Origin of the sequence: Wolbachia pipientis, assembly GCA_023052945.1 — a bacterium.
Lineage (GTDB): Bacteria > Pseudomonadota > Alphaproteobacteria > Rickettsiales > Anaplasmataceae > Wolbachia.
Genome location: CP095495.1, coordinates 1,445,305 through 1,469,502 on the forward strand (window position 1 = coordinate 1,445,305; position 24,198 = coordinate 1,469,502).

The 24,198-nt window shown below is 33.8% G+C and carries 21 protein-coding genes and 1 pseudogene; 15 read left to right on the top strand and 7 right to left on the bottom strand.

Annotation, left to right across the window (positions count from 1 at the left end; translation table 11 throughout):
• Nucleotides 1-10 precede the first annotated feature (10 nt).
• The 9 genes from MWH06_07180 (at nt 11) to MWH06_07220 (ending at nt 6,754) form a co-directional block, all read left to right on the top strand.
• On the top strand, nt 11-1,189 hold the full coding sequence (locus MWH06_07180) for a phage tail sheath subtilisin-like domain-containing protein (protein UPA55003.1): 1,179 nt from the start codon (nt 11-13) through the stop codon (nt 1,187-1,189).
• A gap of 15 nt (nt 1,190-1,204) precedes the next feature.
• Complete coding sequence (locus MWH06_07185; GenBank protein UPA55004.1) at nt 1,205-1,711, top strand: phage major tail tube protein; 507 nt, start codon at nt 1,205-1,207, stop codon at nt 1,709-1,711.
• Between the two features lie 35 nt (nt 1,712-1,746).
• Nucleotides 1,747-2,004: a phage tail assembly protein gene (locus tag MWH06_07190; protein ID UPA55005.1), complete on the top strand. Its 258-nt coding sequence runs from the start codon at nt 1,747-1,749 to the stop codon at nt 2,002-2,004.
• A 109-nt stretch (nt 2,005-2,113) separates the two neighbouring features.
• On the top strand, nt 2,114-4,438 hold the full coding sequence (locus MWH06_07195; protein UPA55006.1) for a phage tail tape measure protein: 2,325 nt from the start codon (nt 2,114-2,116) through the stop codon (nt 4,436-4,438).
• An 89-nt stretch (nt 4,439-4,527) separates the two neighbouring features.
• Complete coding sequence (locus tag MWH06_07200) at nt 4,528-4,785, top strand: phage tail protein (GenBank protein ID UPA55007.1); 258 nt, start codon at nt 4,528-4,530, stop codon at nt 4,783-4,785.
• The gene (locus MWH06_07205) at nt 4,782-4,991 is read left to right on the top strand and encodes a tail protein X (GenBank protein ID UPA55008.1); all 210 of its coding nucleotides are present in this window, start codon (nt 4,782-4,784) and stop codon (nt 4,989-4,991) included. The genes MWH06_07200 and MWH06_07205 overlap by 4 nt, the downstream gene beginning before the upstream one ends.
• Nucleotides 4,992-5,942, top strand: a complete 951-nt coding sequence (locus MWH06_07210; GenBank protein UPA55009.1) for a phage tail protein — start codon at nt 4,992-4,994, stop codon at nt 5,940-5,942.
• A 24-nt stretch (nt 5,943-5,966) separates the two neighbouring features.
• Nucleotides 5,967-6,488 (top strand): ankyrin repeat domain-containing protein, encoded by a 522-nt coding sequence (locus tag MWH06_07215; protein ID UPA55776.1) that lies wholly within the window; start codon nt 5,967-5,969, stop codon nt 6,486-6,488.
• A 47-nt stretch (nt 6,489-6,535) separates the two neighbouring features.
• Nucleotides 6,536-6,754 carry a hypothetical protein gene (locus MWH06_07220; protein ID UPA55010.1) on the top strand — a complete coding sequence of 73 codons (219 nt, stop codon included), beginning with the start codon at nt 6,536-6,538 and terminating at the stop codon, nt 6,752-6,754.
• Here the strand turns inward: MWH06_07220 and MWH06_07225 are convergent, their stop codons facing one another.
• Nucleotides 6,755-7,276, bottom strand: coding sequence for a phospholipase D family protein (locus tag MWH06_07225; GenBank protein ID UPA55011.1), 522 nt, complete (start codon nt 7,274-7,276; stop codon nt 6,755-6,757).
• Between MWH06_07225 and MWH06_07230 the strand changes: the two are divergent.
• A pseudogene (locus MWH06_07230) lies at nt 7,275-8,209 on the top strand (patatin-like phospholipase family protein). The gene MWH06_07225 and the pseudogene MWH06_07230 overlap by 2 nt on opposite strands.
• Nucleotides 8,210-8,267: 58 nt before the next feature.
• Here MWH06_07230 and MWH06_07235 read toward each other — a convergent pair.
• The 6 genes from MWH06_07235 to mutL form a co-directional block, all read right to left on the bottom strand.
• Entirely contained in the window at nt 8,268-9,245 is a 978-nt protein-coding gene (locus tag MWH06_07235) for a transcriptional regulator (protein ID UPA55777.1), read from the bottom strand.
• 45 nt (nt 9,246-9,290) lie between these two features.
• Nucleotides 9,291-10,199 carry a helix-turn-helix domain-containing protein gene (locus MWH06_07240; protein UPA55012.1) on the bottom strand — a complete coding sequence of 303 codons (909 nt, stop codon included), beginning with the start codon at nt 10,197-10,199 and terminating at the stop codon, nt 9,291-9,293.
• Nucleotides 10,200-10,276: 77 nt separating this feature from the next.
• Nucleotides 10,277-11,482, bottom strand: coding sequence for a hypothetical protein (locus tag MWH06_07245; GenBank protein UPA55013.1), 1,206 nt, complete (start codon nt 11,480-11,482; stop codon nt 10,277-10,279).
• A gap of 170 nt (nt 11,483-11,652) precedes the next feature.
• Nucleotides 11,653-12,327, bottom strand: a complete 675-nt coding sequence (radC, locus tag MWH06_07250; protein ID UPA55014.1) for a DNA repair protein RadC — start codon at nt 12,325-12,327, stop codon at nt 11,653-11,655.
• 170 nt (nt 12,328-12,497) lie between these two features.
• Nucleotides 12,498-13,436 carry a helix-turn-helix transcriptional regulator gene (locus MWH06_07255; protein UPA55015.1) on the bottom strand — a complete coding sequence of 313 codons (939 nt, stop codon included), beginning with the start codon at nt 13,434-13,436 and terminating at the stop codon, nt 12,498-12,500.
• 68 nt (nt 13,437-13,504) lie between these two features.
• Complete coding sequence (gene mutL / locus MWH06_07260) at nt 13,505-15,295, bottom strand: DNA mismatch repair endonuclease MutL (GenBank protein UPA55016.1); 1,791 nt, start codon at nt 15,293-15,295, stop codon at nt 13,505-13,507.
• Nucleotides 15,296-15,726: 431 nt separating this feature from the next.
• Here mutL and MWH06_07265 point away from each other — a divergent pair, with 431 nt between their 5' ends.
• The 5 genes from MWH06_07265 (at nt 15,727) to MWH06_07285 (ending at nt 24,196) form a co-directional block, all read left to right on the top strand.
• Nucleotides 15,727-18,327 (top strand): ankyrin repeat domain-containing protein, encoded by a 2,601-nt coding sequence (locus MWH06_07265; protein UPA55017.1) that lies wholly within the window; start codon nt 15,727-15,729, stop codon nt 18,325-18,327.
• A 120-nt stretch (nt 18,328-18,447) separates the two neighbouring features.
• A complete protein-coding gene (locus tag MWH06_07270) occupies nt 18,448-19,197 on the top strand; it encodes an NTP transferase domain-containing protein (protein ID UPA55018.1) in 750 nt (249 codons plus the stop codon).
• Nucleotides 19,198-19,321: 124 nt separating this feature from the next.
• Entirely contained in the window at nt 19,322-20,275 is a 954-nt protein-coding gene (locus MWH06_07275) for an NAD(P)-dependent oxidoreductase (protein ID UPA55019.1), read from the top strand.
• Nucleotides 20,232-22,559: a glycosyltransferase gene (locus MWH06_07280; protein UPA55020.1), complete on the top strand. Its 2,328-nt coding sequence runs from the start codon at nt 20,232-20,234 to the stop codon at nt 22,557-22,559. The genes MWH06_07275 and MWH06_07280 overlap by 44 nt, the downstream gene beginning before the upstream one ends.
• The gene (locus tag MWH06_07285) at nt 22,520-24,196 is read left to right on the top strand and encodes a WG repeat-containing protein (GenBank protein ID UPA55021.1); all 1,677 of its coding nucleotides are present in this window, start codon (nt 22,520-22,522) and stop codon (nt 24,194-24,196) included. Before MWH06_07280 ends, MWH06_07285 begins: the two co-directional genes overlap by 40 nt.
• Nucleotides 24,197-24,198: the final 2 nt, after the last annotated feature.

Here is a 24,198-nt window from a genome sequence, read left to right on the forward strand (position 1 = left end):
AGGGGCAAAAATGACAGAACAATTTTTACATGGAGTAAATGTTATTGAGGTTACCTCAGGAGCAAGAGCAGTACGCACAGCAAAGTCATCAGTGATAGGTGTAATTGGTACTGCACCTGAAGCGGATGGGGAAAAATTTCCACTGAATAGTCCAGTATTAATAGCAGGAAGCTTGAAAGAAGCAGCAAAACTTGGGAAAAGTGGAACACTACCTTCTGCAGTAAATGGAATATTTTCCCAGGTTGGTGCAACAGTAGTAGTTATTCGAGTTGAAAACAGTGATCCAGAATTAAAAGAAGAAGAGACGCTCAGCAATGTAATTGGAGGAGTTGATGAAGAAACTGGGGAATATCAAGGGATTCAAGCGTTCTTAAGCAGTGAAAGTATAGTACATGTTGCGCCAAGAATACTAATTGCTCCTTATTTTACCCATCAATTACCTGAGTCTGAGAATTCTAAAAATCCAGTAATTGCAGCTTTAATAGGGGTAGCAGAAAAGCTAAGAGCAATAATAGTAGCAGATGGTCCAAATACCAATGATGAAGAAGCAATAAAATGGAGAAAAAGTGTTGGTAGCGCGAGAGTTTATGTCGTTGATCCGTGGGTAAAGGTGTTTACTGAGGGAAAAGAAGAAACTTTGCCGTCTAGCCCATTTGTAGCAGGTTTAATAGCAAAAGTAGATAGTGAGCAAGGCTTTTGGCATTCGCCTTCAAATAAAGAGATAAATGGTATTGTTGGAACAAGTAGAGCTATTGATTTTACGCTCGGTGATAGAAGCTCTCGAGCAAATTACTTAAATGAGAATGAAGTCACGACAATCATTCATCAAAATGGCTACAAGCTCTGGGGAAACAGAACGTGTTCAAACGATGAAAGGTGGGCTTTTCTATCAGTGAGACGTACTGCAGATCTAATCAATGATAGTCTACTTCGGGCTCATCTATGGGCAGTTGATCGAAATATCACCAAAACCTACATAGATGAAGTGATAGAGAGTGTTAATTCCTACCTAGCAAGTTTAAAAGCACAAGGAGCGATTATCAGTGGAAGATGTTATGCAACCCCAGAACTCAATACGCCGGCAAACATTGCAAGTGGAAAAGTGTATTTTGACTTTGAATTTACACCACCGTATCCAGCAGAACAGATTACTTTCAGGTCTCATTTGATCAATAGTGAAATACTATAAGGGGAGAAAAAGAAAATGCTACCAAAGATTTTAAAGAATTTCAATGTATTCGTAGATGGTAGAGGATATGCAGGAAAAATAGATGAAATAACCTTGCCGAAGCTTACCATAAAAACCGAAGAGTATCGTGCTGGTGGTATGGATATTCCAATAAATATTGATATGGGCATGGAAAAGCTTGAAGCAGAGTTTACTTTTGCCGAATATGATTCAGAGCTTTTTAGGTTATTTGGGCTGATAGATGGGAATTCGGTATCTTTGACGCTAAGAGGCGGATTACAAGGAAGTGGAAGTAATGATATCGAAGGAGTAATTATCAACCTCAGGGGAATATTCAGAGAATTTGATTTTGGTAGCTGGAAACCTGCTGAAAAAGCCACTCTCAAATGCACTGTAGCTGCCCATTACTATAAACTTACGATAAGTGGCAATGAGCTGATAGAAATCGATGCTGAAAATATGATGAGAAAGATAAATGGTATTGATCAAATGGCTTTGTTACAAGCGGTTTTAGGCATATGAAAAGATTTTGAAAGTTTTATTTTAAGGAGGCAATAATGCACACTATAACACTTAATAACCCAATTACAGTTGATGGAATTTCTGTCTCAGAACTTACCGTTAGACGTCCAAAAGTTAGAGATTATCTAGCTATTGAGAGACTTAATGGTAGTGATCTAAGTAAGGAAGTAACTTTGACTGCCAATCTGACATCAGTTGCAAAAGAAGCAATTGAAGAGTTAGATATTGCTGATTATGTAAAGGTGCAAGAGGTATTAAAGGATTTTTTTTCACCGATTATCCAAAAAACTTGAGATTAGAAGTATTAATGTTCAGCTCTGTTGTAGGAGGCGGGGTTGAACAAATACTTGAAATGGAAATTAACGAATTTATCTTATGGGCAGAAATAGCAAAGAGGTCTAAATGTCAACGTTATCTATAAAAATCGGAGCAGTTTTAGATGGCAGTTTTAATACTGTAATGAAAGGAAGTAGTAGTCAACTCTCTAATCTTGGTGAGAATATAAGAAAGCTTGATTCATCTTTAAAATCAGTATCAAAATTTAAGCAGTTAGGTAGTGATGTTTTAACTAGCAGAAGGTCATGGAAGGGCTTTGAAGATCAAGTAAAATCTTTAGCTAAACAAATGAAAGCGGTAGAGAAGCCGAGCAAAACTTTAAAAGCAGAGTTTGACAAGGCCAAAACCTCCGCAACAAAAGCAAAAGAAGCATACTTGAAAAAGAGAGATGCTTTGCATTCACTCAATGAAGAAGTAAGGAAAAGTGGAGGAAACATTAAGTCTTTAGTAAGTGACCAGTATAAACTTGGTTCTTCTATTGAAGTACTAAAAGGTAAGTATGGTAAGCTTGGGTCTGCAATACGTAGTCACCAAAGTTTTTTAGCAAGCAAAGCACATTTTAAGTCACAAATTATAGAGACTATTGGACTAGGGCTAACACTTGCAGCGCCAATCAAAGTTGCTATTGATTTTGAGAGTGCTATGGCTGATGTGAAAAAAGTAGTAGATTTTGAGGAAAAGACAAAGGAAGCCGATAAATTTGCCCAGAAATTAAAAGAGATGTCACATACTATACCACTATCGGCTGCAGAATTAGCACAAATAGCTGCAAGCGGTGGTCAGCTTGGTATCAAAAAAGAAGATCTCTTTAAATTTATAGAAACAGTGGCAAAAATGTCCACAGCATTTGATATGTCTGCAGAGCAGGCAGGTGACTCTATAGCTAAACTCTCTAATGTTTATGGAATTGAAGTTGGTGAAATGGAGCATGTTGGCAATGTGATCAACCATTTGTCAGATAACACTGCTGCTAAAGCAAGAGATATGGTACAAGCTCTAGCTATAGTTGGTGGTACTGCAAAGCAGTTTGGATTAAAGTTTGAACAAACAAGCAGCTTAGTAAATGCTTTCATTAGTTTAGGCAAACAACCAGCAAAAGCTTCAACTGCTATAAATGCACTGCTTAGCAAACTTCAAACTGCTGAAGGTCAAGGAAAAGAATTCAAGGCAGCACTAGAAGAACTGGGCATAACCGCGGAAGAAATGGTACAAAGGATCAGCGAAAGCGGAGAAGAAGCACTACTTCACTTTTTTCAAACTCTAAAGAAAATGGATAACCAGGAACGTTCTACAATCCTTATGAAGCTTTTCGGTCAAGAATATCAAGATGATATTGCATTATTAGCTGGAAGTTTTAACAAATACGAAGATGCAATAAAGTTACTAGCTGACACAGAAGAGTACAAGAGCTCTCTGCAGAAAGAATTTAAAAATCGTGCAGATACTACAGCCAATAAATTACGACTCCTTCGAAACGCAATAGCTGAAGTTGGTATGAACCTGGGCTCAGTGATGCTGCCTACTTTAAAATCTATAGCTGAATTTTTACAAGAAAAAACTAGGAGCATAGCGTTATTTGCAGAAAAATATCCGACTTTAACTAAAGCAATAATGGGGACTATAGCAGCTTTAATAAGTTTGAAAATCTTACTAGTGGGCTTAGGTTATGGATTTACTTTTTTAGCGAGTACAGTTCTCGGGTTAAGAGCAAAAATAATTGCAACATTTTCATTTTTATCAGCTATAGTTTTTCCTGCAGTAGTAACAGGGCTAAGAGCAATAACGCTCGCTGTAATGAGTAACCCAATTGGACTTTTAATAGCAAGTCTTGTCACTGGTGCAGCTCTTGTTATCACTAACTGGCAAAAGGTGAAAGACTTTTTCTCTAGCTTTTGGGAATATATAGAATCGATAATAAAACCCATAGGAAAAGCTTTTTCATGGATAGGAAATACAGTTAGTAGCATATTTGGAAAAATCTCTGAAAATAGTCCACTGAAAGAATTTGAAAAAAGAAAAAGTATTGTCACTGAAGTAAAAGCAGTCCATATTCCCCTAAAAAGTAATATTCTCAACAGTGGAAATCCTTTGCTAGGTAACAGTATAATTAAAGAATTTTCCAAGAGAAATAAAAATAGCTTCAGAGTCAAAAGCCTTATTGAGGAGAAAAAGTTTACAGAGAGCGATAATGATAAGATATTTGCAGATTTTGCAAGGAGTAAGTTTGAAAATAAAGAACAAAATAAAACTCAGAACATCACTAATAATTATCATATCAGTATTAAAGCAGAACCAAATCAAGATGTTCGTAGTCTTGCTGATGAAGTAATAAAAAGGATAAGAGAAAAGTTACGTGATGTTTTATTTGATACGGTAGAGACATTTTATTGATGTTATCTCTTGGTCCATATAAATTTACTCCGATAAGTTTGAAGTATAGCAAAGAAAATCGTTGGAGCACGATTGAGTGTATTAAAAATATGCCACTATTACAAAATATCGGTCAAGGTGTAGAAAATATAGATTTAGAAGGAATGATTTATCTGCATAATCCCAACGGGCCAAATCAACTAAAGAATATGAAAGAAGCTGAAAAATCACATGTTTTAGTAGATAGTCTAGGTAATATTTTAGGACAATTCGTAATTACCAAGTTAGAAGAAAAGCAGATGTATTTTTTACCTAATGGACTACCAAGGAAAGTTGAATTTAGTTTGAGTTTAAAGAGCTATAGATGACTATGTATTATGTGAGCAAAGAAAATGAAATGCTAGATCTGATTTGCTGGAAACATTATGGATACAGTAGCGGAGCAGTGGAAATAGTATTAGAAGAAAACCCTGGACTTGTGGAATATGGAAGCTTTTTACCGGCAGGATTAAAGATAAAGTTCCCTACTATTCAGAAAACAATACAAAAGTCAAAATTAAAGGTCTGGGAATAAATGCAGCCAGATTTTATAATAGATAAATGTGAATCAATTAAAGATAGAGTTATATCATTGCGCCTTACTGATGAATCTGGGACAATAGACGATGTAGTTGAAGTGTGTGTTGATTACAGAGATGAAAACTTAAATATTCCGAATGAATTGAATATTGCTCTAGGTTATAGAGAAACAGGTGTGTTGCCAATGGGTGTATATACAGTCAACGAAGTTACGATACAAGACCCACCTAAGACTCTACTGATCAAAGCTCATGCAACAAATTTAAGACTGTCATTAAAAGAGAAAGTATCTAAAGAACGGCATCAAATTACTCTAGGTAACTTGGTTAAGGAAATAGCCCACAAGCACGGATATGGATACAGAGTTGCAGAAGAGTTTGAAAATGTGTTGATTCCACATATTAACCAAATAGAAGAAAGTGATATAAGTTTATTAACAAAAATAGCAATAGAATACGGAGCAGTGGCAAAGCTAGCTGGCGGATACATACTTTTTATTCCAAAAGGCAAAGCAAAGTCGGCAACTGGAAAAGCTCTAGGAACAACAGCTATTAGACCTCAAGACACGATAAATTGGAAAGTGCATTTTACCGTAAGCAGGTACAACTCAGTGATTGCAAAATGGCATAGCTATGAAAGAGGTGAAACTATATCAGAAACAGTTGGCTCTGGTAGTCCAAGTTATACCATACAAACGCTTTACTCTAATGTAGAATCAGCATTAAGTGCAGCAAATGCTAAGTTAAAACAACTAAAGCGAAATAATGCAGTATTGGATATCACTATGCCTGGTAATCCAGAATTATTTGCAGAGGCGAAACTTAGCTTATTAGAATTTCATCAAGATATAGACGGTGAATGGATAATTGACAGAGCAGAACACGTATTAGATGGTTCAGGTTATCGCACTGCATTATCAGCATCAACGTTAAGAGAAAATAAGTAAAACAAATATTTAATGTTAAGAAAAGTGTTAAACATGAGCAAAGATCCAAGAAATAAGCTACACTTTTGGTGGGTTATAGTAACAGTAGTATGCGTTATTATTACCTGTTGCTATGTGAAAGCAAAAGCTACAGACAATTATAAAACAATACTGCGGATTGCATCTGAAAATTGTAACTTAGAAATTGTGAAGTTTTCAGTAGAAAATTTATTAGATATAGATACGCAAATTTCTAAACTTACTACACTACATTATGCTGCAGGAGAAGGATGCTTAGAAGTTGTCAAGTTTTTGATAGACGAAGGAATTAATGTAAATATTATCAACGGGTATGGAAGTACAGCGCTTCACAATGCTGCATATCGAGGAAATTTAGAAATCATAAGGGTTTTATTGGAGAAAGGTGTAAATCCTACAATTAGAAATAAAGATGGAAAAAACCCAAGAGATGTAGCTGTACTAAGATCACGGCACAACAAAGATAAACCTTACAGAGAAATTATTAAGCTACTTGCAAATGCAGAGGAACAGCATAAATCAAAATAGTAGTTACTAAATTAGCTATCCATAATAAATTCATATTTTAAATGATTATGCAAAATCAAAAAATCCCAATTACAGTAATTATCACGTTATTAATCCAAACCGTAGCAATCATATGGTGGTTATCCAAATTAGACTCAAGGGTACAGCTTCACGATAAACTTATTGAATATGGTTTAATGGAAAAAGTGTTAGTACTTGAGGAAAGGGTAAAAAATCTTTCTGAAGAACTGGATGATTTTAAAGCTAGCAACTTAAAATGTGGGTAATCAATTTTCTATTAATGGCGTATAAGGCTTAGATTGCGATTGACGATCTTTCCAATTTTCAACGTATTGTTCAACTAATGAAGGGCTTCCTGTTATAACCAGTAGATTCTCAGCATTTTTTTTCTGTGCCGCATCGGAAAAATTAAAAGATCCAGTTATGATTTTTTGATTATCAATGATCATAATTTTGCTGTGTGAAATTGCAGGTTTATAGTCTATGTATACCGGTATCTTTTGATAAAACAATTCATTGATGACACTGTATTTTGATCTGACCTGTGATTCATCTAGAATAACCTTAATATCGATACCACGTTTTTTTGCTCTAATTAAAGATTGTGCAATTGGCTTTGAAGTAAACGTATATGCCTGAATTAATATGAATTTTTGAGCTTGATCTATAGCATTGGTTATTTGTTCGGCACAATTTCCTCTAGGTGTGAAGCAAACTGTAGTTTTTGGGCAAGTAACACAACCTGATAAAAGAAAACAAGTTAATAAAACCAATAAATATCTAAACATGACTAAATACATCCTTTCAGTAGATGGCGGAGGCATAAGGGGTATAATACCAGCAATGATACTAGCAGAAATAGAAAAAAGAACAAGAAAGAGGGTAGCTGAAATCTTTGATCTGATGGCTGGTACTTCAACCGGTGGCATTGTTGTAGCAGGGTTATGCAAGAAAGATGAACAAGGAAATCCTCAATACTCTGCAAATGATTTGGTTGAGCTCTACCAGAGATATGGATCATATATTTTCAAATCTTCATTCTTCAGGCGATCAATATTATCTTGGTTTAACTGCGCACAATACCCATACGAAAACATCGAGTTGATATTGGACAAGTATTTTGGTGACGATATTCTCAAAAACACTTTAAGTAAGGTGTTGATTACAAGTTATGATATTAACAACAACTATCCTTTCTTTTTAAGAACTGGAGAGAAGATAGAAATTTTATCAGGCTAAAAGATGCACTCAGAGCTGCAACGGCTGCACCTACTTATTTCATACCAAAACATCTAAAAATTAACCAGATAAACAGAGTATTAGTGGATGGCGGGGTGTTTGCCAATAATCCAGCGGCTTGTGCATATGCAAGTGGTAAGAGGTTATTTCCAAATGATGATATTCTACTGTTATCGATAGGTACTGGAAGAACAGATAGAAGTATAGAGTATGCCTATTCAAAGAGATTTGGAAAAATAGGATGGATCAAGCCACTACTGAATGTGATGTTTGCTTCAAGTTTAGATGCAGTAAATTATCAGCTGGATCAAGTTATAGGTAGTAGATATTTAAGAATACAGTCACAGCTAAAAATAGCATCACCTGACATGGATAATATTACATCAAAAAATATCAAATCTCTTCAGCAAGAGGCAGAGGCAATGATAGAGGACAATCAGAAAATGATAGAAAAATTCTGCACAGAAGTGTTAAATATATAACTATTTTTGCTTATATCTTAATATATTATTTAACACTCCCAACCATCTTTAACACAATTCAATTTTCACACTCATCAGCAGTTAGGCCACTTGCTCGCACAATAATATCAATAGCAACACCTTCCTTAACTAGATCTTTTGCAATCTTGATTTTCTCTGCTTTTTTAACCTTTTCTTTACCAGTTTGCATTCCTTCAGATAAAGATCTGGCTACCGTATCCAGTAATTCTTGATCCTCAATTTTTTCGCATTTACCTACAAATCTCAAAACTGGCTCATTTTCATATTCTGTTAGTCCAAGAGCTTTAATGTTAACTGATAATGTCTTTGCTATCTTATATAATATTTCAATTGGAATGTCTGTATATCCTCGTTCATAGTCGTGTATTTCTTTAGGTGTTGAACCGATTTTATTTGCCAAGTCCTCCTGAGTGTATTCCCGTATTAATCTCTGCTCTTTTATCCTTTTCCCCACTTTGTAGAGTATAGAATCAGTACAAATTTCTTTCTCTATATCATCATACTCATAAGTAGATAAGCGAGTCACTTGGGAAATAATATCAACTGAAACTCCTTCTTTCACTAGATTCTTTGCTACTTCTATTTTTGCTTCTTCTTGACTAATTTTCTCGCTAATATATACAAACCTTACTAATGGATACAGCTTCTTGCGTAATTCCTGATCCTTAATTTCTCTATGTATTTTTGTTAGATAGACTATTTCTTTATCCTCATCTTCATACCAACCGTTTTCTCTTAGTACTGTTGGTCCTGGAAGTAGATCTACAACATTGACTGACAATGCTTCTGCTATTATATACGATTCTTTGATTGTAATAGCCTTGCACCCTAGTTCAAAGTTATGTATTTCCTTATGTGTTAAACCAATTTTGCTTGCTAATTTTGCCTGAGTATACCCTTGTACTATCCTACAATCTTCTATTTTTTTCCCTAGCTCGTAGCTTACTGAGCCAATATGCTCTGAATTATCATAGATAAATCCTCTAAAAGCTGTTTTTCCTACAGAAGCAAACATATATTCTATCACAAAAAATCCACTATTGGCTAAGTTTTTATGAAATCACAAAAATTTCTCAATCATATAATTTGATAAGCCTGTCGTTTGCAAGATAATATCAACAGAAATTCCTTCTTTCACTAAATTCCTTGCAACTTCAATCTTCTTTTCCTCTCTAACCTTTCCTCTACAAACATGTATACCTTCAAATAAAGACTTGATTAGCATATCGCGTAATTCCTGACTCTCAATCTTTTTGTATTCTTCTATCAAGTTTGATAGCTTTTCTTCCGCTTCACTATCCTCATCTGATTCGGGAAGTAGATCTATGATACTGATTGATAATACCTTTGCTATTTCATCTAACATTTCAAGTGAAACAGCAGCTCTCCCTTGTTCATACTCGTATATTCCTTGATTTGTTATGCCAACTTTATTCGCTAAATCTTTTTGTGTATATCCTCGTATCAATCTCCACTCTTTTATCCTTTGCCCTACTTTGTATGGAACCGGAATTTTGTTTTCCTCATACTCACCAATAGATAAGTTAGTTGTTCGAGAGATAACATGAGCAGAAACTCCTACTTTCATCAAACCCCTTGCTACTTCTATTTTTACCGCTTTTCTGCTTCTTTCCTCACTCAAACGAATAAATTTGGTTAATAAATAAAATACCTCGCTTAATTCTTTATCTTTATAACCCTTTATTAAATTTAATATTTCTTCATCTTCAAAATATCTTTTTTCATTTGGTAGTGTCTCTCCACAAACTAGACCTTTAACATTTACTGATAATGCTTTTGCTATAGCATATAACTTCTTAATTGGAATTTTACGACTCCCTTTTTCATATTGCAGTATTGCCCAGTACTTTACACCAACCTTCTCCGCTAAATCCTTTTGAGTATACCCTCTCTCTAACCTCCAGCTTTTCACTTTTTGCCCTACCTCACAGTCTAGACTTTTTTTCATACAAAGAACCATACATATAATATTTTCTACTATAGCTCAGATATAATGGTAGACTCTGGAACCTTAAAATAAATGAATTAAAGCCCCCTAAAAGTTTCTTTACTATTTTCACGTACTTTATCTACCCATGAAGACAATTTTTCACTTGGGCTATCAACCTCCTTCATAAGCTGCTTGCTATTCCATATGCCACATCTCATAAAACTTCCCTTTTCTACTGCTTCTTTAAGTTTTACTCCAGCAAAAAGACAATTTTTTCCAATTTCTTCCCCTCTTTGTTGTAGTTTAGCCCACATTTCCTTGTTTTCTACTCTTACTTGTACTTGATCATATTTTTTTACATCATGGTACAATATAATATTTAGTTTACCAGCGCTTGTAGGAATTTCTAACACAACAGAGCTACCATCTGATACATCAACGTAATTTCTTACACCTCCTTCCTCCCTTCTGATCTCAACTGCATCATTGCCTATTTTTAAAATATTACTTCTTAACTCTCTATTTGCTTCCAGTATTTTGGTTACTTCTATTTTGCTATCTTCGGAAAATTCTATATACGATGTTGTATTATCTATCTCAACATCTATTAATTCTCCTTCTTGCACAGCACTTTCGCCAGCTTTCTCTAGTTCTTCTAGTCTCTCATCTATCTGTGGCTGAACTTCTGGTTGTAGCTCATTATAGATTTCACCTATCAATTTATTCTCCAATAAAGTATCATGAAACTCTGCGCCGCTTAGCATTAATTTGCGTATTAGCTTTTTTCGATCACTTTTTTCTAATTTATGAAAATGTGTACCTAATACTATATATTCTGCAAAGCTCCACTCTCCATCATTACATGCATTTAGCCTTCCTCCAGAAGCTAGTACTTTGTCTATAACTTTGTGCAATTCATTTACATTCTTTGCCTCTACCACTTCACTTTTAAACCAGCTCAAAGTTTCACTTTCACCTGCACTCGGCTTTATTTTTTTCAAAGCTGAAGCAAATGGATTTTTATCTTCTTGATCACTTACAGGTTTTGTGCCATAAACATAGTCAAATCCTTTCCCATAGTTGATTTGGTTTTCGCGAACTTCTCTACCAGGGAAAGGTGCTATTTCTTCAGGCTTTTTAGCCTTATTAATTTTGCTTACAAAGGTGGATTGCTCCTTAGTACGACCAATTCCTATAATCGCATTTAACATCTCACCTTTTGATAATCTATCAAGATCAACGTTTAATTCGTAAACACCCCCTTCTTGATCATCAAAAGGTACAATTATTTTATTAACCATATTAGCCTCCGCTATTAAATATACTTTACTAAATCTACAACCGACTTTATTACTTTATTATTAATTCAATATATACTTTTTCATTAATTATAAATAATGATTAATGTATTTGCAAATACTTTCTTCATTCAAATAGTTAAACAACTCATGAAAATCTTCAAACATCTGCTTTATAACAGTCCTTGCTCTTTAAAGCTAAAATACCCAACACTTGTGATGATAATGTGATCCATTAACCTAATCCCTATAGTCTGACAAGCTTTAGCCAAGTCTTTAGTTACAGCTTCATCCTCATCAGATGGCTTTAACCTTCCTTCTGGGTGGTTATGCGATATTATTATTGACATCGCTTTTCTTATTAATGCCTTTCTTGTTACTTCTCTTATGTAAAAAGGTACCTTATCCACTGTACCAGTGAACACTTCTTCCCCCTTTAAACGGCACTTTTGATCAAAATATATTATTTTCATCTTTTCCTCCTCTGAATAACCAATACTCACCCTTAAATATTTTACTATGGTTTCCAAGTTATCCATTACAGGTCCTTTCTTTAACTCTTCTCTTGGTACTCTCTTTGCAGCTTCCTTTAGACATAAAATTACTGCTACTGTAGAATCAGTTATCCCTTCTATAGTTTTCAAGTCATCTATTTCCTGGCCTAAAACTCCTCCTATTCCAAAACTATCTATTAGCTTTCTAGCAATAATTCGAGCTTCTTCCCTGTCATGCACTGCACTTAGAAACGTTTCTATTACTTCACGATCAAGTAGTGCTTTACCGTTGCTTTCTAATGCTCTGAATTCTATTTCTTCTCTACGATCTTTACTATTTTCCTTATTTTTCATAAAAATTACCCTTCACTAACAACAAACTTTTTTTAGATATTTACTGCTGTTTTTTATCAGCATTGGCATAAAGCCATAGCTTTTGAGTGAAGTCAAATCAATTTTTAAATCTTTTTTACTTATTTTTTCATCAAAAAGTAAAGATGTTAATAGATGCTGATTTTTTTATTTTAAACTTGTTGAATTTTGTCCAAAGAGATGCCTACTGTTTTTAAAATAATATTGATAGAAATCCCTTCTTTAACTAAATTCTTTGCAATTTTCATCTTTTCTACTTTCTTCACTTTCTCTTTGCAAATTTGTATGCTTTCAAACAGAGATTTTATTAGTACATGACGTAGTTCTTGGCTTTTAATCTTTTTATATTCTTCTATTAACCTTGATAGCTCTGCTTCACTATTCTCATTTTCTGTTGTTTCTGGAAGCAGATCTGTAATATTAATTAATAGTACCTTTGCTATTTCATCTAACATTTCAAGTGAAACAGCAGACCGTCCTTGTTCATATTCATATATTCTTTGATTTATTACGCCCACTTTGCTTGCTAAATCTTCTTGAGTGTATCCTCGTATCAATCTCCATTCTTTTATTCTTTGACCTACTTTATACGGAATAGAAATTTTTTTCTCATCATTATCATATTCATCAATAGATAAACTGGTCGTTTGAGAGATAACATGAGCAGAAACTCCTTCCTTAACCAAACCCTTTGCTACTTCTATTTTTACCGCTTTTCCACTTCTTTCCTCACTAATACGGATGAATTTGGTTAATAAGTAAAACGTTTCACGTAATTCTTGGTCCTTAATCTCTTTATGTCTTCTTACTAGATTTAATACCTCTTCTTCTTCATACCTTTCCTCATTTGATACTTCTTGTCCGCAAGCTAGATCTCTAGCAGTTGTTGATAATGCTTCTGCTAATTCATATAACTTCTTAATTGAAATTCTGCGTGTTCCTTTTTCATATTGCAGTATTACCTGATATGTTGTGCCGGTTTTTTTTGCTAAATCTTTTTGAGTATATCCCTTTGCTAATCTACGATTTCTTACTTCCTGTCCTATTACTTTGTAATCTAAAAAGTTAGAACAATTATTCTCTTTTTTCACATTTTACGCCTCATAATCAGAAGAGCCGTTACGTATACCTAATTGGTAACCTTTTTGACAAACTGAACTCATCTCCTTTCAAATAATTTTTCTATATCACTTAGTTTCATTTCTATATAAGTTAGCTTTCCGTGGTCAGAATATGGAGTTTTCTCAATTTGTCTTAGTATCTCATTCATCTCTTCCAATTTCATTTTTCTTCCTGCTCCATGGCAAGCAATTGTGGCTGATATTTTATTCACCTTATCCTCTATTGGCACCGTATCTTCCATTTCCATTAACTTATCTACTATATCAACTAGCATCTCCTTTATATCTATTGTTCCCAAGATTGCAGGTATTTCTTTCACCCTTACTTTATCTTCTGATTCTATTTCAATACCAAAACCCATTTCAAAAAGCTTATCTTTATAAGTTTCAACCATCTCCATCCCTGCTTGGTTTTTAATCTCAACTATTTCAGGAAGAAGAAGTTTTTGTCTTTTTATGCTTGATTTTTGCTTTAAGCACTCGTATATCAATCTCTCATGAGCTGCGTGCTGATCTACTATAATTAATTTGCCTTTAGCCTCAGCAATAATGTAAGTACTGTGGACCTGACAGCGTGCATACCCTAGAGGATGATCCTCTATTAAATCAATTTGCTCCCTTTCTAGAACCATCGCTCCCTTTTGGGGTGGAGATTCTCCATACTTAAACGTTTCTGGTAAGCTTTGCCTTCTTTCATCTGGTGCATTGAATTCTTTCATTAGACGATTTTCTAAAAGACTTGGTCTCTTTTCATAAAACTCTTTTTGATTTTTTTCCTCTTTACTGTTAACCTGCTCTTGGCTATCAAACTCTTCAATACTTTGAGACTCAACATCACTTGCTGCGAACCTAGTCGATAATGCTTTTATTATCCCTCTTCTCACTATTTCATATATTAACCTTTTATTCTGAAATCTTACTTCTGATTTATTTGGATGCACATTTACATCTACTTGGTCGTACGGTATTTCTAACTGCAGCACTGCAAAAGGATACTTTCCAGTTGGAATAAAATCTTGATATGCATATCGAATTGCACCAACAAGTAAATTGTCTTTTATTGGCCTTCCATTAACAAACGTATAGATTTGAGTTGAATTGCCACGACTAATAGTTGGTTTACAGATGTGTCCCGTAAGTTTGATGCCGTCTTCTTCCTCTTTAACTTCCAGCGAATTGCTCTGAAATTCTTCTTCTGTTTCACATAGTCTGTTAAAGAATGAAGTTTGTTTAGCATATTTTAAGAGCTTTTTATTACTGGAAGTGAGAGTAAACCCAATATTGTAGTTAATCATTGCTAAGTTATTTACAATTTCAACAATGCTTTGTGTTTCTGCTCTTTCAGTTTTTAGAAATTTTAGTCTATTTGGAGTGGCAAAAAATAAGTCACGAACTTCAATATATGTACCCTGTAGCAAAGAACAAGGGATAACCTCTCCTATTTTTTCTCCTCCTTCATAACTTATAGACCATGCTTCCTTTGCTCCACTTGCCTTAGACGATAAGTTCATTCTACTTACTGCTGCAATTGAAGGCAAAGCTTCTCCTCTAAACCCAAGGTGCTTGATTTCTATTAACTCACTATCGCTTAATTTTGAAGTAGCGTGGCGCATAAACGCAAGTTCCAAATCTTCCTTTTCTATTCCATTTCCATTATCTGTTACAGTTATAAGATTACGCCCACCACTTTCTATCTTGATCTCTATCTCTGAACTTCCAGCATCTATTGCATTTTCTACTAATTCCTTTACTACACTTGCTGGCCTCTCTATTACCTCTCCTGCTGCTATACGATTTATAGTTTTTTTGTCTAAAAGAATTATTGCCATATTTTCAACTCTCAGTCTGATCAGTTTAATATCAATTAAAATCAGATTGTCTATTAAATTCTATTCTAAGCCCTTTCATGAAGATCATTAGAATTATGTATAATTATTAATGCTTTTTAAGTGGATTTCCTATTGTTCTTTCTAAGTTCCTTGGTGCACGTAACGATTATACTTTAAAAAGAATGTTGGCTACTGAGAAGAATGAAGACATCATCATCAGCGAAAAAAAAGGGCAAAAAAACAGAGAAAATTGATGTAACTACTTAAGGCAGGTGTCTCTATTGCAGCTGAGACAGCTGATCACTCATGATCAAATAAAAAAGTTATAAGCACACAGATTAGATCACAGTATCTTTTTTAAGAAGAAGATTTATCTTGCTTAAAAACTTGTAGATACTATATTTTACACAAATTCTTCATGCGAGGCCTTTATGTTTACTAATAGAATATCTAATAATCTGGATCAGCTACAATTTTTTGTAGAGTTTTTAAATGAAAATTATGAAACTCAGAAACATCTTAGTCTTACACCACTACATTTAGCAGCAGGAAATGGTCAGTTGGATTTAGTCAACACTTTATTAGGAGAGGGTTTAGATATTAACTCAGAGATTAAGTACGATGGCTTTACGCCACTGTATTTTGCAATTGCAAAAAATCACTTAGAGATGGTTAACTTTCTTATTGCTCATGGAGCAGATGTAAACCATAGGGCCATTCTAGGCTTTACACCTTTAAGTTTTGCATCCCAGCAAGGATATTTAGATATAGTCAACACCTTGATTGCAAATGGAGCAGATTTTAGTACTAAAACAGATAAACTTAATACACCTTTACACCTAGCAGCAGAGAATGGTCATCTAGATATAGTAAATGTTTTTATTGAAAAGGGATTAGATGTTAATGCTGTAAATAATGATCGAGCAAGACCTTTGCATTCTGCAGTACAAAATGGTAACCTCGAAGTAGTTAAAGCTCTTATTTCACAAGGGTCTGACATTAACGCTGGATCTTCAGGCATAGGTAATCGTAAAGTTGATGCAAACATTACACCCTTACATCTGGGAACACAAACTGGTAGGTTAGATATAGTTAAAGTTCTGCTTGAAGCGGGAGCAAACGTTAATGCAAAAACAGATGATAAGATTACACCTCTACATTTAGCGTCTCAAAATGGCTTTTTAGAGTTAGTAGACATTTTACTAAAAGCAAAATCTAATGTTAATGCTAAGGATTATGAGAATCTTACACCTCTACATTTAGCAGCAGAACGTAATCACTTTGGAGTAGTTAAGTCTCTTCTTCTCGTAAAGGGAATTGATGTTAATGCTAAGGACCACGATAATTCCACAGCTTTACATATAGGATCTCAGAATGGTCACTTAGAAGTAGTGAAGTTACTAATAGAGAAAAAAGCCAATGTTAATGCTAAAAAAAACGAAGGTTTTACACCTTTACATCTAGCAATGCAGCAAAGTCATTTCGAGGTGAGTGATTTTTTAATTAAAAATGGAGCAAACATTAACACCGTGGATGATCAGAATTGGACTCCTTTACATAATGCAGCATATAATGGTTTTTCTTTAAAAATAGTAGAGAGCTTAATTGCAAAAGGAGCAAATATAAATGCAAAGATGGATGATGGTAGAAGAGCTCTACATTTAGCAGCAGAACATAATCACTTGGAAATAATGAATTTCTTGATTGAAAATGGAGCAGATATTAATGCTCTAGATAACAGAAGTTGGACTCCTCTACATTGTGCAGCATATGATGGTAATTTAGAAGTTGCTAAATCTTTGCTTGATAAAGGAGCAGACATTAATGCTAAAACAGTTAAAAGTACTACACCTCTACACTTTGCAGTAGACCATGATCATTTAGAGGTGGTTGAATTGCTCTTAGAAAAGGAAGCAGATATTAATGCTCTAGATCACACAAATTGGACTCCTTTACATTTTGCAGCAGAAAAAGGTTATGATCAGATAGCAACCATTCTATTGAAACATGGTGCTGATGTAAATGTAAAAGAAAATCAAAATAAAGGCACAGCCCTACATCTTGCAGCTCAATATGGTCATCCTAAGGTAGTCAAAACCCTTATTATAAGTGGAGCAGATGTTAATGCAAAAATGGATAAAAATGCTACACCTTTACACTTAGGGGCACAAATTGGTAATTTAGATATAGTTAGGTCTCTACTTATGAGAGGAGCATACTTTAATGCTAGAGCTGAAGGAGGTAGATATGTTTTACCATTACACTTTGCAGAAAGAAGAGGAAACCCAGAAGTAATAAAATTACTAAAATTGGTTGAGAAGTTATTTAAGGCTATAGAAGATAATAATTATTTAGGAATTGAGAGTTCCATTAGAGATGGAGCAATCATTGATTCGAAGAACGTGGATGGAAGAACGCCATTACATTATGCTGTTAATAATGGGCACATAAAAGTTGTAAATATCTTGCTAGCAAATGGAGCTGATGCTACTAAAGTTACTAACAAAGGTAATACACCATTACACACTGCTGCTTCCAAAGGTCACAAAGAAATTATTGAAGCTTTGTTACAACGTGTAAGCCACAATAAATTGAGTGATTTTATTAATGCTAAAACAATAGTTAAAGGCACTACATCGTTGCATGTTGCTACTGAAAATAGCTTTTTTGAAGCTGTAAAGTCTTTGTTAAAACATGGTGCAATTTATAACATCAAGAATAAAGAAGGTAAAACACCACTTGATCTTTCTCGAGACCAGAATATTACTAACCTATTGAAATTAGTAGAAGAGCTATTTGAGAATGCAAAAAATGGTAATGTTGAAATTATCAGTAAGCTGAAAGCAATAAAACCCGATGAGCGCGTAGCTGTAACAAATGCTCGTAATGATCAAGACAAGTCATTAGTCCAGGTTGCAGTAATCAATAAACACTCAAACCTTGCAAGTAGATTATTAGAAATATTAAAAAGTCCAGATCAGAGTTTACAAGATGTCAGCGTAGAAAATCGAGTAAAGAGTTTGAAGTTATAGCTTTCTTAAATGAAACTCTAATGAGGGTGCCAAGATCTGGATCACTTAAAAAATTACAGTGGGCTTTACATCTTACTAATTATAAACTAACTTACTACCTAATTAATTCCTGAGTTATGTATGAGTAAAACTTTGATAATATTAGCAGCAGGAAAGAGCAGTAGAATGAATTCTGAATATTCAAAAGCGTTGCACCAAGTGGGAAATCTTACTCTTTTAGAGCATATAATTTCTAATGCAAAATCGCTGAGTCTAAAAAGCTTATCAATTGTTGTTAATGAGTCTCTTCTAAAAGATTTACAAAGGTTTGATACCCTAAAAAGTATAATCGATCAATACAATATAAAACTAATAGTTCAAGAAGATATTACAGGTACTGGCACTGCAGTTAAAATTGCCCTAGAAAATCTGGAGAAGTTATCTGATCAAGATATGGTTTTAATACAGTATGGGGACACTCCATTTATATCTAGTGATACAGTTATGAAGATGACTGATTGTCTAAAGTATAATAATTTAGTTCTTCTTGGATTCAATAGTCAAGATGAACAATATGGAAGGTTAGTAATTGATAATTACGGAAATGTTCAAAAAATCCTAAAAAATGGCGATAAAATGCTTCTTGCAAACTCTGGAATAATAGTTTCATATGCTAAAGATCTTTTTACCTTAGTAAAAGAAATAAAATTTAATAATTCGACCAATGAATATTGTCTTAATGATATAGTACCCATTGCAGCAAACAATAACTTGAGTGTAGGTTATGTAGTTTCTGATGAAAGAGAAGCAATGGGAGTAAATAATAAAGAGGATTTGATTAAAGCCGAACACTATTTTCAAGAAAGAAGGCAGCCAATTCTTCTTTCATAACTAAATTTTTTTATTCATTAATTTAAGTTGACATTTGTTTTATACTGGTTTTATAATACCTTTTGATTCTTACTTGTAAGATAATTGGTACGACAAATTTTCCTAGTTGTAGTAGAGGGTATACATGGGGATATTAATAACAGGTGCTGCAGGTTTGATAGGGTCGACCTTGGTGAAAAAGTTAGAAAACCAAGGCCATGAAGTAATAAGCTGCGATATTAGGTTTCGCGATAATCCACTCAGTTTTTTTTCAGAAGATGTAGTACCACTACTTGCTAAGTGTACAGGAATTATTCACCTGGCTGCAATTTCTCGAGTTATACATGGTGAACTTTATCCTGAACTATGTAAAAAAATTAATGTTGATGGTACAATGGAGTTTTTAGGGTTATGTAAGTCACTTTCAAATAAGCCATGGTTTATATATGCAAGTAGTAGGGAAGTCTATGGAGAGCAGAAGGAACTGCCGGTTACAGAATCTGCTAGTATCGATCCAATAAATAATTATGCCAAAGGTAAAGCATTTATTGAGGAACAAATAACAAGTTTAAAAGATTTTAATGTAACAATATTACGCTTTTCAAATGTATATGGTGGTTTACTAGATCATAACAGTAGAGTAATTCCCGCACTCTGTATTAATGCATTAAGAGGTGATCCAATTAAAATAGAAGGTAAAGAATGTGTTTTTGATTTTACCTACTTGGATGATGTTATAGAGGGTATATGCTTAACTGTAAAATATTTACAAAGTGAAAAATCTTCTCTTCCTGCTATTCATCTTACTACTAATAGCCCATGTACCTTAGAAAACTTAGCAAAAACAATATTAAAAGTCACGAAAAGTGATTCTAGAATTGATTTTTATCCTCCAAGAAATTTTGATGTAACTAAGTTCTATGGTGATTTTACTAGAGCTAAAGAGCTACTTGGTTGGTCTCCAAAACATTCATTAGAAGTAGGATTAAGTAAATTTATAAAAAGTCTACAAAACAATACACAAGAATATCCTAACAATATAGATATGGTAATATATGAAAATATTAAAAGTTATTCATGGTTACCCTCCTTATTATAGTGCTGGTTCAGAGGTTTACAGCCAAACTCTTGCCCATGAACTAGCAAATAACAATGAGGTACAAGTATTTACTAGGTATGAAAATAGCTTTTTACCTGATTTTTATTACACTACAGTCCTAGATCGTAGTGATTCCAGAATCTTACTGCATTTAATTAATATACCCACAGCTAAATATCGTTACAAATTTATCAATGAAGAAGTAGATAGACAATTTAAAAGAGTAATAGATAACTTTCAGCCAGATCTTATACATTTTGGTCATCTTAATCATCTATCAATTACTTTACCAAAAATTGCTTTTAAAGAAAATATACCTACAATTTTTACGCTACATGACTTTTGGTTAATGTGTCCAAGAGGAAGGTTTATTCAACGCAATTCTGAAGATCTGTTACGGCTTTGTGATGGACAAAAGGACCAAAAATGTGCAACCCAATGTTACAAGGGATATTTTACAGGAGATGAAGAACTCCTGAATTTAGACATGAATTATTGGGAACAATGGGTTGCAACTAGAATGAAGCACACAAGGAAAATAATAGACTATATAGATTACTTTATTTCCCCATCGAAATTCTTAATGGATAAATTTACTCAGGATTTTAATGTTCCGATAAACAAAATTTCTTACCTTGATTATGGTTTTGATCTCAATCGTCTTAAGAATAGAAATAGAGCACAAGAAAAAGAGTTTATTTTCGGTTATATTGGTACTCATACTCCCGAGAAAGGTGTTGATCTATTATTGAAAGCTTTTTCTCACTTATCATCTAAAGCAAAACTTAGAATTTGGGGAACAGCAAGAGAAGAAACTAAAGCTTTAAAGGCGATTTCCGATCAGTTTTCACCTGTTGTTAAAGAAAGAATAGAGTGGATGGGAAGTTACGATAACAAGAATATAGTTACTGACGTATTTAATAAAGTTGATGCAATAGTCGTTCCTTCAATTTGGGGTGAAAATTCACCGTTAGTAATACATGAAGCACAGCAACTTAGAATACCAGTTATAACAGCCGATTATGGTGGAATGGCAGAATATGTAAGAGATGGACTATTATTTAAGCACAGAGATGCAAGTAGTTTGTCAGAAAAAATGCAAGTCCTATCTACAGATCAGGAGTTATATAATAAACTTACCCAAAAAGGCTATCCTTATACTGAAAATGGAAATATACCTTCTATAAGTGAGCATACTGAGAAACTTAACAAGATTTACTGCAATGTTATTGAAAAGAAAGGCAAATCAGTAGCTGTGAAACCAGGTCCTTGGAGAATTACTTTTGATACTAATCCAGATTACTGCAATTTTGCTTGTATAATGTGCGAATGTTTTTCACCATACAGCAAAGTTAAAGAAGAAAAGAAAGCTAAAGGAATAAAACCTAAGATACTGTCGATAGAAACTATCAGAAAAGTAATTAAGGAAGCAGCTGGAACACCTTTAAGGGAAATCATTCCTTCTACTATGGGTGAGCCTTTAATGTATAAAAGCTTTGATGAAATAATCAATTTGTGCCATGAGTTCAGCCTTAAGCTTAACCTCACAACCAATGGTTCTTTTCCTATTAAAGGAGCTAGAAAATGGGCTGAACTATTGGTACCAATCTTATCTGATGTTAAGATTTCCTGGAATGGGGCAACTAAAGAAACTCATGAAAGAATCATGAAAGGTTCAAAATGGGAAGTAGTGACAGAAAATTTAAAAACTTTCCTTGAAGTTAGAGATAAATACTTTAGCGATACAGGTGAAAGGTGTACCGTTACTTTACAATTAACATTTTTGGAAAGTAATTTACATGAACTCTATGACATAGTTAAGATGGCCATAAAGAACGGCATAGATAGAGTCAAAGGACATCATCTTTGGGCACATTTTGAGGAAATTAAGGATCTATCTATGAGAAGAGATGAATTAGCAATTAGTAGATGGAATACAGAGGTAAGAAGGTTATATGAGCTTAGAGATAATATGCTATTGCCAAATGGTAAAAAGATAAAATTAGAAAATTTTACAATCCTTTCTCAAGAAGGTATTAAGGATTTGGCTCCAGGTGGTCAATGCCCATTTTTAGGTAAAGAAGCATGGATAAACAATGAAGGAAAGTTTAGTCCTTGCTGTGCTCCAGATGAACTCCGTAAGACATTAGGAAATTTTGGTAATGTTAATGAGGTTAAACTCGAGGAAATATGGCAGAGTAGTGAGTACCTAAGCTTACAAAAGAATTATTTAAATTACAAATTATGCAAAACATGCAACATGAGAAAACCTTTGATCAATTAATCAAAGATAATTTTAAATCTATTAAAATTTCACCGTGTGAGAGCTTTCACGAGTTACTAGGAAATCCTTTATATGAAAATAGGTTTATAAAGGTTGGTAAATTTCATGAGCCCGGTCTTGCACCGGTTTATGATCAGACAGGTGCTTATCATATCAATGTAAGAGGAGAAGCAGTTTATCATAATAGATTTCTGAAAACTTTTGGATTCTACTTTAATAGAGCAGCCGTAGAAGATGATACAGGGTGTTACCATATTGATCCATCTGGATGTAGAGTATACAAACAGTCTTATCAATGGATTGGAAATTATCAGGAAGATGCTTGTGTAGTTAGAAGACATGATAAATGTTTTCATATTAATTTAAATGGCAACAGAATTTATCAGGAGGAATATGATTATGTTGGAGATTTTAAGGATGGTATCGCTGTAGTCTATAAGGATAGTAAAGCTACACATATTAATCATCATGGAAAGTTAGTACATAATAAATGGTATAAAAAACTTAATGTTTTTCATAAAGGGTATTCTATTGCAGAAGATCAACATGGTTGGTTTCATATAGATATTAATGGTGATCCTGTTTACCAGCAGAGATTTAAAATGGTAGAAGCATTTTATAATGGGATGGCAAAAGTTGAAACTTTTGAAGGCGTGTTAGGACAAATCGATATTACCGGAAATGTAAAGTTTAGTATTTTTGATTTAGGTAAAGAATCTCAAGTGCATAGGATTTCTGCAGAACTTTCAGCCTTTTGGAAAACTTACCTAACAAGCGTTGCTATTGAACTTGATTTGTTAAATATTTTACCTGCAACTACGCCAGTTTTATCTAAAAAGTTAAACATTATCGTACCAAATCTAGAAAGGCTGTTAAGGGCGTTGTGGGAAATAGGGTTTATTGATTACGATAAGGACAAGGACTTATGGCAACTATCATCAAAAGGTAAGTGTTTTAAGGAAATACCATTTTTGCCAAAAGCAGCAACGATGTGGGCAAGAGTTGCCGCTGAAAAGAATTGGTTAAAGATGGCCGATATACTAAAACAGAAGTCTATCTCTTCATTTGAATCTTTTAAGGAAAGAGAAGCATCAGAAGATAAGAAAATAGCATTTTACCAAGCATTGCTAGGATATTCTAGGTTTGATACTAAAGAGTTTAATTCTAGAATTAATATAGATGATGCTAAGAATATATTGCTATTTGGTGTACACTCTTTATTTCTTGCTTATTCTGATATACACAATAAAGGTTCTATAGGCCTATATAACGAACATAAAGTACCAAGACAGTTAGTAGAAAATTTAAAAGTCAAACTTATAACTCAGGAAGAACTATCAGTTACAAATTATGAATTAGGTGTCTTTTGCCGCTTTCTACAGCATTATGATGATGATAAAGTATTATCTTATTTAAAATTGGTCAAAGGAATATCTCGTATTTTATTGATAGAAACTATTTTAGATTACCGCTCTCCAGCTGGAGGCTCTGTAGATATTAATGTAATGGTTGAAACAGGAGGTAAACTAAGAACATTAAGCGATTGGGAAAAAATACTCAAACAAGTAAAAGGATTCAAAATTTTTGCTGTTATACCTTTAACAGATTACTTATCAGTTATTGATGTCAGGTGTTAATC

Bases quoted from the DNA above. Each gene is read 5' to 3' on its own strand.
- MWH06_07180 (UPA55003.1), top strand. From the start codon at position 11: ATGACAGAACAATTTTTACATGGAGTAAATGTTATTGAGGTTACCTCA.
- MWH06_07185 (UPA55004.1), top strand. From the start codon at position 1,205: ATGCTACCAAAGATTTTAAAGAATTTCAATGTATTCGTAGATGGTAGA.
- MWH06_07190 (UPA55005.1), top strand. From the start codon at position 1,747: ATGCACACTATAACACTTAATAACCCAATTACAGTTGATGGAATTTCT.
- MWH06_07195 (UPA55006.1), top strand. From the start codon at position 2,114: ATGTCAACGTTATCTATAAAAATCGGAGCAGTTTTAGATGGCAGTTTT.
- MWH06_07200 (UPA55007.1), top strand. From the start codon at position 4,528: ATGCCACTATTACAAAATATCGGTCAAGGTGTAGAAAATATAGATTTA.
- MWH06_07205 (UPA55008.1), top strand. From the start codon at position 4,782: ATGACTATGTATTATGTGAGCAAAGAAAATGAAATGCTAGATCTGATT.
- MWH06_07210 (UPA55009.1), top strand. From the start codon at position 4,992: ATGCAGCCAGATTTTATAATAGATAAATGTGAATCAATTAAAGATAGA.
- MWH06_07220 (UPA55010.1), top strand. From the start codon at position 6,536: ATGCAAAATCAAAAAATCCCAATTACAGTAATTATCACGTTATTAATC.
- MWH06_07225 (UPA55011.1), bottom strand. From the start codon at position 7,276: ATGTTTAGATATTTATTGGTTTTATTAACTTGTTTTCTTTTATCAGGT.
- MWH06_07235 (UPA55777.1), bottom strand. From the start codon at position 9,245: ATGTTTGCTTCTGTAGGAAAAACAGCTTTTAGAGGATTTATCTATGAT.
- MWH06_07240 (UPA55012.1), bottom strand. From the start codon at position 10,199: ATGAAAAAAAGTCTAGACTGTGAGGTAGGGCAAAAAGTGAAAAGCTGG.
- MWH06_07245 (UPA55013.1), bottom strand. From the start codon at position 11,482: ATGGTTAATAAAATAATTGTACCTTTTGATGATCAAGAAGGGGGTGTT.
- radC (UPA55014.1), bottom strand. From the start codon at position 12,327: ATGAAAAATAAGGAAAATAGTAAAGATCGTAGAGAAGAAATAGAATTC.
- mutL (UPA55016.1), bottom strand. From the start codon at position 15,295: ATGGCAATAATTCTTTTAGACAAAAAAACTATAAATCGTATAGCAGCA.
- MWH06_07265 (UPA55017.1), top strand. From the start codon at position 15,727: ATGTTTACTAATAGAATATCTAATAATCTGGATCAGCTACAATTTTTT.
- MWH06_07270 (UPA55018.1), top strand. From the start codon at position 18,448: ATGAGTAAAACTTTGATAATATTAGCAGCAGGAAAGAGCAGTAGAATG.
- MWH06_07275 (UPA55019.1), top strand. From the start codon at position 19,322: ATGGGGATATTAATAACAGGTGCTGCAGGTTTGATAGGGTCGACCTTG.
- MWH06_07280 (UPA55020.1), top strand. From the start codon at position 20,232: ATGAAAATATTAAAAGTTATTCATGGTTACCCTCCTTATTATAGTGCT.
- MWH06_07285 (UPA55021.1), top strand. From the start codon at position 22,520: ATGCAAAACATGCAACATGAGAAAACCTTTGATCAATTAATCAAAGAT.